Origin of the sequence: Tunturiibacter gelidiferens (assembly GCF_014201335.1) — a bacterium.
Classification (GTDB): domain Bacteria; phylum Acidobacteriota; class Terriglobia; order Terriglobales; family Acidobacteriaceae; genus Edaphobacter; species Edaphobacter lichenicola_E.
This window is the reverse complement of the sequence record NZ_JACHEB010000006.1, coordinates 384,697-394,975: the sequence shown is the minus strand read 5'-3', so window position 1 is coordinate 394,975 and position 10,279 is coordinate 384,697. Positions and strand designations below refer to the sequence as shown.

Below are 10,279 nucleotides of genomic sequence, written 5' to 3'. Positions count from 1 at the left end.
CTTCTGAGAGAACTTCTTCTTAAGCAGCACCTTGCCGTTATCGCCAAGCGCCACCACGTGAAAGCTCGTCTTGCCAAGATCTATCCCTACCGAGCCAATCTGCATATCGATGATCCTCCTTATACCTGCCTACAAGATCACCCAGTCCAAACCAGGTGATCAAGCGGCGGACCATCTCAGTAACCCCGTTTTCAAGGAACTACGGGACGCCACTTGTCTGGCCATCGGGCACACGGCCAACTGACGAAGAGCGCGTTTATCGATACCCAATTCTGCGCCACTATTCTCAAAATTATTTTGCTGCTGCGTACAAAATGGCTGTGAATCGCCGAACTAGAAATTAACTTGACAATGTAGTCATGCCGAACAAAAATTCTCCCCGTCCTTCCCAGGCGCTAGTCAAACGTTTTCCTAGGACTCATTGAAGCCCGCATGAAATAAATCACAACCTCGGCCCCGCGTGTCTTCGACCGATAAGGTGCGACGGGCGGAGTCTCCCCTTGTCAACGTGTACGTTAACCCACAGCCTGCAAAAATGAGGATTTTCGCAATGAGCGCTTTACTGAAGAGAATTGCCTGCGCAAGCGTTACGGTCATCACTCTCCTCGGCGGAATTCGTACTGTCACCGCCCAGGTAAACAACTCGATTTTTGGACCCAATGTCTGGATAATCGACCCGACAATGCCAATCAGTGACGTCAATACCGCACTGAACTCAAAAGCAATTTCTGGAACGTCACAGTTCGGCACTGCTCGTGCCGCAGTCTTCTTTATGCCGGGATCGTACGACGTCACTGCCAAGATCGGCTTCAATGAGGCTGTTTATGGACTTGGCACTAGCCCCCGCGACGTCACCATCAACGGCTACATCACACCAAATTACAGCGGCCCTGTCTCCACCAGCATGACCACAGTGTTTTGGCGCTCGATGGCGAATCTAACTTTCAATCCTGGCCACAACGACTCGCAGAACAATCCCCCAAATACGCTTCAATGGGGTGTTTCCCAAGGGACATCTCTGCGACGGTTGCAGATAAATGGCAACCTGCAGATGGACGGTTCAGCTCTCCTACCTGGCGGGACGATTTGCGGATGGGCCAGCGGCGGATTCGTTGCCGACATCGTCGTCACGGGCTATATGGACCCCTGCGCTCAACAACAGTGGTACACGCGCAACAGCGAACTCGGCAGTTGGGACGATGTACTGAATGTGTGGAACCAGGGCCATATCGATAACATGGTCTTCTCCGGCGTTGTAGGGGCGCCGCCACCGACCTTCGCCCTCGCCGACCCCCGTACAGTCCCAGACAACACCGTTCTGGACAGAACTCCGAAATCCCGCGAAATACCTTTCATCTACGTCGACCGCAGCAAAAATTTCAATGTCTTTGTTCCTGCAGTAAGGAACAATTCAAGGGGTACAACGTGGAGCGGGGGAGGCCTAGGATACGGCTATTCTTTACCGATCAGTGCGTTCTTCATCGCCACTCCCACAAGCACATTGGCTGAAATCAATCAGGCCTTGGCTTGGGGCAAGAATCTCATCTTGACTCCCGGAATCTACACTTATTCCGGCTCCATCAATGTGACGAGACCGAATACGGTCGTATTGGGCATCGGATATGCGGACCTCGTCTCACAGGCGGGGACACCCGTTATCACCATTGCCGATGTGGACGGAGTTCAAGTTGGCGGCCTACTGATCGACGCGACGACGGCCAATGCTGATGTCCTGTTGCAGGTAGGTAGACCGAGTGGCCGCAGGGTTAGCCATGCATGGAACCCGACAACCCTATCCGACATTTTTGTTCGTGTTGGCGGGTATGTTAAGGGAACTGCAACCACTAGCGTAGAGGTCGATAGCAACGACGTCATTCTCGACAATCTGTGGCTATGGCGCGCCGATCACGGTGCCGGAGCTGGATGGACTAGTAACGTAGCAGCGCATGGCTTGGTTGTGAATGGAGACAATGTCCTCGCAAGCGGCCTGGCCGTCGAGCACTATCAGCAGAACCAGGTTGTGTGGAATGGGAACGGCGGCGAGACCATCTTCTTTCAAGATGAAGCGCCGTATGATGTTCCGAGTCAGGACGCATGGATGAATGGAAGCGCCAGAGGCTTTTCGCCCTATTCGGTTTCCCAGGGCGTGAAGACTCACAAGGCTTATGGTCTGGGTATTTATTCCAACTTCACATCGGCACCTGTCATTTTGGATAGTGCGATTACTGTGCCCATCACTCGCGGAGTTACAGTGAACAATGCGCTGACCTACAACCTGAGCTCGTTGGCAGGCTCTGGAATAGCGCATGTGGTCAATGACCAAGGCGCCTCCGTCGGACCCGGTGGCAACAATACGGCCTACCTTCCGTTCTATGGCATTACTCCTATTACGGTGAGAGCAAACAATGCCGCGAGGGCGTTCGGAGCAGAAAATCCTCCTTTCTCCGTGAGCTACAGCGGGTTTGTTAATGGAGACACAGCAGCGGTACTGGGTGGAGCTCCGGCTCTATCTACGACCGCTAAGACGTACAGCCTGCCCGGCCTCTACCCGATTAGGGTCGGTCAAGGAACGCTGTCGGTGACAAGTAACTTTCCCTACGTTTTCAATTTTGTCAGCGGCACGCTCTTAGTCCGACTACGGTGACCACATCGGCCAGGATGACCGGCTCGGCATCCGTTGGCTACACCGCAACTGTCACCATATCCAACAGCTGACTGTAACTGTGGCTCGTTTACTTTACGTTGTGCCAAGCGGGGCCTCTGCATCAGCAGATGGCCCCGTTTTTTGTCGCAGGCTTGGACGCTACTGCGTTGCAGATAATTCCTGTGTTGGCTGCCAGGATTCTTGGCTTGCTTACGTTCACTATCGGAATCATCTGCAAAATACCTATTTACAAAATAGGTATTTTGATCCTAAAATTCCCAGCATGGCGAAAAATCCAGAACATCGCGACCTTTTCCCCGGCGCACTGGAGGTCATGATTCTGCAATCGCTGCGGCTGAAGCCAATGCATGGCTATGCGCTGGTGAAGCACATCAAGCAGGTTTCCGACGACCTGCTCCAGGTGGAAGAGGGCTCGCTCTATCCGGCACTGCAACGAATGCTGAAGGAAGGCTGGCTGGAATCTGAGACTGGAACCTCGTCCAAGGGTAGACCAACACGGATTTATCGGCTCACTGCGGCAGGTATTCGTCATCTCGAAAGCGAAGTTGTCAGTTTCGAGAGGATGTTTGCAGGATTTACCCGTGTGCTTGCCGCAGCGAAAACATAGGAGGACTTGAATGTCACGGTTCAGCCGCTTCTTCTTCAGAAATCGCCGGTATGACGACATCTCTGTCTCCATTCAGGAGCACATCGCTGAGCGGATCGATGAACTGATGGAAGAGGGTATGGCACGCGATGAAGCCGAACGAACCGCGCGTCGCGACTTCGGCAATGTGACACTCCTCCGTGAGCGGAGCCGTGAAGTGTGGCAGTGGCAGAGACTCGAATCGCTGCTCATGGATTTGAAGCATGTGTGCCGCCGACTAGTACGGTCACCGGGATTTGCCATTACGGTGGTGCTGACGCTTGCTATTGGCATCGGGGCGAATACAGCTGTGTTCAGTGTGCTCAACAGCGTGTTGTTGCGACCGCTGCCGTACTCTGAGCCGGAGCAACTGGTTGCGATGCGTCTGAACGCACCCGGCGCGCCGGGGCTGACCGACTTCCGGGATGAACTGCGCATGTCGCCCTCGATGTATCTCACCTTTGCCGCGCATAATCGATCCTTCCAATCGATGGGCGTGTGGTTGCCTGGAACTGCAAGCATCACGGGAATCGCAAAGCCGGAGCAGGTCAATACAGCGGTGATTACGGACGGCGTTCTCCAGACGCTTGACGTGCCTGCCACCGCCGGGCAATGGCTTACCGCAGCAGACCAAGACCCACACGGAGCGCAGCGCGTCATGCTCGGTTATGGATACTGGCAGCGGCGCTTCGGCGGCGATCCGGGTGTGGTGGGTCGCACCATTAGTGTTGACTCCCAGTCGCGCGTGATCGCCGGTGTGATGCCGCGCGGGTTCAAGGTGGTCGGTTACGACTTCGATCTGCTGGTGCCTGTGGCCTTCGATCCGGTCAAGCAGTCACTGGCCGTTTTTGCGTACCACGGCATCGGGCGGCTTCGCCCGGGCGTTACAATTTCGCAGGCTGACGCCGATGTGGCGCGTCTGCTGAACGTCTGGATGGACTCGTGGACGAACGGTCCGGGCACCGATTCGCACTGGTATCTGAAATGGAAGATCACCCCGGCGTTTCTGCCTTTGAAGGAGCAAGTGGTCGGCAGTGTCGGTAACGTGCTGTGGGTCGTCATGGCGACGATCGGAATCGTAATGCTGATCGCGTGCACCAACGTGGCCAACCTGTTGCTGGTACGTGCCGATGGGCGCCAGCAGGAGCTTGCGGTCCGCTCGGCGCTCGGCGCGGGACGATGGCGGGTTGCGCGTGAGCTTTTGCTGGAGAGCGTAACGCTTGGCCTGCTGGGCGGTGCCGTGGGCGTGGGAGTTGCCTATGCAGGACTGCGCCTGTTGATTGCGATTGGACCGGAAAATCTGCCGCGCCTGAGCGAGATCTCGCTTGACGGCCGGTCGCTTGCATTCACTCTGATGCTGTCAGTGTTCTCCGGATTGTTCTTCGGGTTAATTCCTGTGCTCCGCTACGCTCCCTCGCGGCAAGCCGTACCGCTGATCGGCGCGATGCGAACGGCAAGCGTGAGCCGCGAGCGGCAGCGCGGCCGGAATCTTCTGGTCGTCGCGCAGGTAGCCATGGCCCTGGTACTGCTCATCAGCGCCGTACTGATGATCCGCACATTCAATGTCATGCGCAACGTAGATCCCGGCTTCTCTGATCCTCCCTCGTTGCAGGTGATGCGTATTTCGATTCCGGAGACGCTGGTTCGCGATCCGCAGACCGTCGTGCGGATTCAAAACAGCATTCAGGATAAGCTGGCCGCAATTCCTGGGGTCACCTCCGCAGGCTTCGCCGTTTCCGTTCCCATGAGTGGAGCCGAACCGAACTGGGATGGGATCTACCTCGAAGGAAAGAATTATGAAGGCGAAGAACCTCCCTTGCGTCTGTTCAACTATGTCTCGCCGGGGTATTTCCATACCGCCGGTACAAGATTCGTCGCAGGACAGGATTTTGCGTGGTCCGACATTTACAGCCTGAGACCAGTGGCGATCCTGTCTGAGAGTTTGGCCCGCGAACTTTGGGGATCGTCCAGCGCGGCCATCGGCAAGCGCTTCCGCGAATTTCCCAGCATGCCGTGGCATGAAGTGGTCGGGGTGGTCCAGGATGTACGCGAGAACGGTGTCAATCAGAGCTCGCCCGCCACCGTGTACTGGCCTTCGATGATGGCCAATCTTTATGGTCCTGGACCTCTCGATGCAAGACGCACCGCCTACTTCGCCTTGCGGAGCAGCCGGGCCGGCACGGAGACCTTCATCAACGAGATGCAGCAGGCCGTCTGGTCGGTGAATTCGAATCTGCCGGTTGCGGCAATCAGTACGATGCAGGATATCTACAGCGAATCCATGGCACGTACCTCGTTCACGCTCGTCATGCTGGCAGTCGCCGGAACGATGGCACTTGCTCTAGGCATCCTCGGCATCTACGGAGTGATCTCGTATGCGGTCTCGCAACGCACACGCGAGATCGGTATACGGATGGCGCTCGGCGCAAACAAGAGCGAGCTGCTATGGATGTTCGTTCGCTCAGCGTTGGTGCTTACCGGCATTGGCACCGTTGTTGGCCTTGGCGCTGCAGCCGGCCTGATGCGCCTGATGCGAACGCTATTGTTTGGCATCAGCCCGCTTGATCCGATCACGTTCACAGTCGTACCAGTTGCCCTGGTTGCTGCAGCGGTACTGGCAAGCTATCTGCCGGCGCGGCGCACGGCTGCTGTCAACCCCGTCGATGCGCTTCGAGCCGAATAATTAGGCAGCGGGGAGATAGTAATTCTGAGACTTGCGGCACTCCTAATCGTCCTTACCGCATGTTTTATTGCTTGGGCAGGCGATTGTCCGCCACCGTCACCGATAAACCTGCACAGCGATGAAGCTTTTGATTCGCAGGTTTTCTTTGACAACACGCCTGCTGTCGCGACCCCGTTGCCACTATATGCCGGAGACAAGCTGCTGCATTCTGCGATTGCCGATCAGAATGGCAGGGTTCGCTTGGGCTTTTTGCCGGCAATCTGAACTGACCGAGAAGACTGATGCGTTGCTGTTGGTTGGTTGCCATTCGGCCCGAGTTCAAAATGGTCGCGTGCAGTTGTCTCTTCAAATCGGTGGAGCATCTTCGTTTACCTCATGTAGCATTCAAATTTGGAGCGCTCATCCTCTTTGCTATACAACACTTTAGAAACGTCACATTTCCATTCTGAATTTGAAGAGTAGTCATCGCGAAAGGTGTAATGAACGGAACTTCCAGAAGAATTCGTGTTGGCCTGATCGGCTACGGGTATGCAGGAAAGATCTTTCACGCGCCACTGATCCTCGCGGTTCCGGGGCTTACGTTGACAACGGTGGGCTCAAGTAGGCCTGATGTTGTGCGGAAGGACTCAGCTGGAGTCACAGTTTGCTCTCCCGCAGAGGTGGCGATACATCCCGAGGTCGATCTAGTGGTGGTCGCAAGCCCTAATGACAGCCACTTTTCGCTTGCTTCGGCTGCTCTGCGCGCAGGGAAGGATGTCGTCGTCGACAAGCCGTTCACTGTAACGCTCGCCGAGGCGCGTTCTCTGCTAAAGATCGCGGAGGAGCAGGGAAGAATGATTTCGGTCTTTCACAACCGCCGATGGGAGAGCGAGATTCAAGCTACACGTGCGGTGCTGCAGTCGGGCGCGCTTGGTGTCGTTTCACACTATGAGTGCCACATGGATCGCTACCGGCCTCGCGTTCGCCAGCGTTGGCGCGAGGATGAGGGCCCAGGCGCGGGGTTGTGGTTTGATCTGGGGCCACATCTTATCGATCAGGCGCTTTATCTCTTCGGCCTCCCACAATCTATTAGCGCGAGTTTTGCTACTTTGCGTGAAGGCGGAAAGACAGACGACTGGGCTCATGTTCAGCTGAACTATGAACGCATGCGGATTATTCTTCATGCGTCTTTGCTGGTCTCGAGAGGCGGTCCAAGGTCTGTGGTTCATGGGACACGAGCGAGCTGGTTGAAGTATGGCGCAGATGTGCAGGAGGCGCAGTTGAAGGAAGGTATGATACCCGGCAGTCCCGGGTTCGGGCTCGACCCTGACCCCGGTTTTCTGTACGACGGTGAGACGGGCCACTGCACAGAGATTCCGGCGCCGCCGGGTAATCAGCAGATGTATTACATGCAGATTCGAGACGCCATACTCGAAGGGCAGCAGGCCTCGATCCCTGCGATTGATGCCGTTGCGGTGATGGCTGTGCTGGAGACAACATTTCGTTCGGCTGAGCAGGGAAGTGTGCTGACGCTCCCATTGAGTTCAGACGAGATTGCTCAGTGGGGTCGAGCTCATCCTGAGTTTTGATGGCGCGAATATGAGGATGTCTAAATTATGCGGGGCCGTAAACTGTCGCGATGCTCAGTGGTTTAGGGACTTCTGCGACCAATGTGGGGGCACTAAGACGTCCTTCGGTGGGGTCTGCTGCAAAACGCAGCACGCCATTGAGGGTATGGCTTAAGACAAAGAGAGCATCGCGCTCTGCAGTTAAGGCAATGGATCTTCCGGCGTTCTGTTGCCAACTCTGGAGTCGATTGAGTCTGCCGATGATTGGATCGATGTACCAGACCTGGACGACATCATCCTGCTCACCGCCGATAGTGTAGAGAGTGCGGCCTGATGGGTGGAGAGCCAAAGATCCGCCGGTATCTTCAGTGATGCGTTGTATGCGGTGGAGAATTTTTCCCTGTTCCGCGTCGTATTTGTAACTGCAGAGGGAACGATTGAGTTGATTCGCAACGAAGAGAATATTTCCTTTGGGATGCAAAGCGAGATGGGCGGGTCCGCTTCCTGGGTCTGTGGAGAATCTCTGATGCACTGTGAGGTTATTTTCGTTCACCGCGAGGACACTGATTCGGTCACTTCCCGTGTCGGACGTGAGGACACGGCCTTGGGTCGTGTCAAAGACAGCCATGTTGGGATGGGCGGAGAGCTGATGCAGTGTATGGGGCCCGCAGCCCGTTTCTTTGAGGATTTCTGCTACCTGTGGACGCTGACCGCCGCCGGGGATAGAAAGCAGATTGTAGGCTCCGCCCCCATGAATCGCTACGATGGCCCTTCTGCCATCGGGTGATAGAGCGAGATGCCGTGGAAGGATAGCGGAGAGCGAGAGAGAAGTCTTGCCGAATGCGGTAAATCTGCCGTCTGGCGCGAGGACGAAGGTTTCGACTGAGCCTGTGGGCAGGTCTTGGTGGCTGGTTACCTGGTTGACGGCGTAGAGAATGCCGCGATTCGGATGGACCGTGAGGGAGACGGGAGCTTCGGAAGCAACGACTTGTTTGAGCGTCCATTTGGGACCGTCGATCTGAAAGACGTGAATCTCGTCGCACCCGCTCCCGACGAATGCAAGACGCGGAGACGGTGGAAGCTGGCGTGCCCAGCTCGTTCGCAGCGCGAGTGGAGCAGCGCCTACGATGCGAAGGAAATGTCTGCGATTGAGAGAGGAGTCTTGCTTCATCGGAGTTCCTCTGGGGCATCTTCAGGGCCGTATCGACATGGCGTGATGAAAGATGTTGTTTGGATCGTACTTGCGCTTCACGGCCTGAAGGAATGGGTAGAGTTCTCCCGGGCCATAGTAGAGCTGAGGCCAATAGGTGTAAGAGAGCATATCGCGATCAGGGTAGTTGATGTAGCAGCCTTCGTAGCGAGAGTTCCACCAGGGAGTTTCTTTGTGAGCGGGGTCGGAGTCGGTGCCAGAGTAGAGATCTTTGTAGAGGTCGCGAATCCACTGAAGTCTTCCGGCATCGTCTTCGGGATTCCCCCAGAAGGTCATGAACTGGAGTTTGAGTACTGAGGACCGTTGTGCGACCGAGGTTGTTTCGAGGAGCTCTTTGCGGTTAATTGCTCCGCCGTAGGAGTCCATCTCGATCACTGAGCCACGGAGATCAACGTTAGGGATTGTCCGGGTCATATGTTTGTAAATGCAACGAGCTTCGCCCTCCGTGAAACCGCGTTTCATATAGGCGGATTTGTATTTGGCGCGAGTGCTTCTGCCGGAGCCGTTGTTGCCGCCTGTCGCGTCAAGCCAGTCTCGTCGGCGGACGGTGTGAGCTCCAGAGCAGAGCGATTCGCCTGCGTCCTTTCTGGCTGAGAGACCTGCGTGGCCTGTGCCATCTGCCGGAGATGCTGGGGAGCCGCATTGAAGGAAGCGGTCAAGATACTCGTTAAGTACGGTCAGATCGCTGCATCTGCCGTCGGGGTTACAGAACTGTACAGACATGCCCATGTGCCCGCCTGCCTGATGTGAGACTTCGAGGACCGAGAACATTCCCCAAGTGTCTGGATGCTTGCCACGAGTCTCCCAGTATTCTCCGAATGTCTTCAAAAGTGTTACGAATTTTTCTTCTGTCATGCCCTCCCATGGAAAGGAGATGTAAGCTTCGATGACCTCCGCTGGAGGTTGCGGGAGGTTGTCGAATTCGTAGGAGGTGATTACGCCCAGGCCACCGCCTCCTGCACCCCGGCAGGCACGAAAGAGATCAGCCTCGTGATGCGCGTCTGCTCGGCGAGGAATGACCTTGCCACTTCCATTGACCGTCAGGATCTCCACGGCAGTCAGCCAGTCGGAAGAGAGACCATGGAGCCGCGATAAGAGACCATATCCTCCACCGCTGATGTGGCCACCTGCCGCGACGGTGCCACAGGTTCCTCCTGGAAGCGTTACACCATACAGCTTGTACAACTCCAGGTATCCGTTCCAGAGCTGTACGCCTGGGCCAAGCCGATAGGGTGGAGCACTTCTGCCGTCGTTGACGCCGGAGAGAAGGCTGAGATCCAGAATGGCTCCGCCGGGATTATTTGCGACGAAGTCCTCGTAGCAGTGCCCTCCGCTGCGTATGGTTGGCCGCAGGCCAGCGCTCACAATGTGCTCAAGCGCGTCGGCCGCGTCGGCGGAGCTTTCACACAAGAAGATTCGTTTTGCGGCGTCGGTCTCGGTTTCCGGAAATCGCGCATTGTGACCTTTTTGCAAACTCGCATACCGCCGATCGTCGCGTGTGATGATAATGGGCATCTTGCTTATTCCGTTTCGGCCGCACTAAAAATGC

Annotated in this window: 6 protein-coding genes and 1 pseudogene; 4 read left to right on the top strand and 3 right to left on the bottom strand. The window is 56.0% G+C overall.

The window, feature by feature from the left end:
* A pseudogene (locus tag HDF14_RS27840) lies at positions 1-105 on the bottom strand (IS110 family transposase); the annotation flags it as partial.
* Positions 106-550: 445 nt separating this feature from the next.
* Here HDF14_RS27840 and HDF14_RS14815 point away from each other — a divergent pair.
* From HDF14_RS14815 to HDF14_RS14800, 4 genes are all read left to right on the top strand, one after another.
* Positions 551-2,644, top strand: a complete 2,094-nt coding sequence (locus HDF14_RS14815) for an MBG domain-containing protein (protein ID WP_183978016.1) — start codon at positions 551-553, stop codon at positions 2,642-2,644.
* A 283-nt stretch (positions 2,645-2,927) separates the two neighbouring features.
* Complete coding sequence (locus tag HDF14_RS14810) at positions 2,928-3,272, top strand: PadR family transcriptional regulator (RefSeq protein ID WP_183978014.1); 345 nt, start codon at positions 2,928-2,930, stop codon at positions 3,270-3,272.
* A 10-nt stretch (positions 3,273-3,282) separates the two neighbouring features.
* The gene (locus HDF14_RS14805) at positions 3,283-5,973 is read left to right on the top strand and encodes an ABC transporter permease (protein WP_183978012.1); all 2,691 of its coding nucleotides are present in this window, start codon (positions 3,283-3,285) and stop codon (positions 5,971-5,973) included.
* Positions 5,974-6,452: 479 nt separating this feature from the next.
* Positions 6,453-7,541, top strand: coding sequence for an oxidoreductase (locus HDF14_RS14800; RefSeq protein ID WP_183978010.1), 1,089 nt, complete (start codon positions 6,453-6,455; stop codon positions 7,539-7,541).
* A 25-nt stretch (positions 7,542-7,566) separates the two neighbouring features.
* On the opposite strand, the gene HDF14_RS14795 is transcribed toward HDF14_RS14800, so the two are convergent.
* Positions 7,567-8,691, bottom strand: a complete 1,125-nt coding sequence (locus HDF14_RS14795) for a lactonase family protein (protein ID WP_183978008.1) — start codon at positions 8,689-8,691, stop codon at positions 7,567-7,569.
* Between the two features lie 21 nt (positions 8,692-8,712).
* Positions 8,713-10,245, bottom strand: coding sequence for an FAD-binding protein (locus HDF14_RS14790; RefSeq protein ID WP_183978006.1), 1,533 nt, complete (start codon positions 10,243-10,245; stop codon positions 8,713-8,715).
* Between the last annotated feature and the right edge of the window lie 34 nt (positions 10,246-10,279).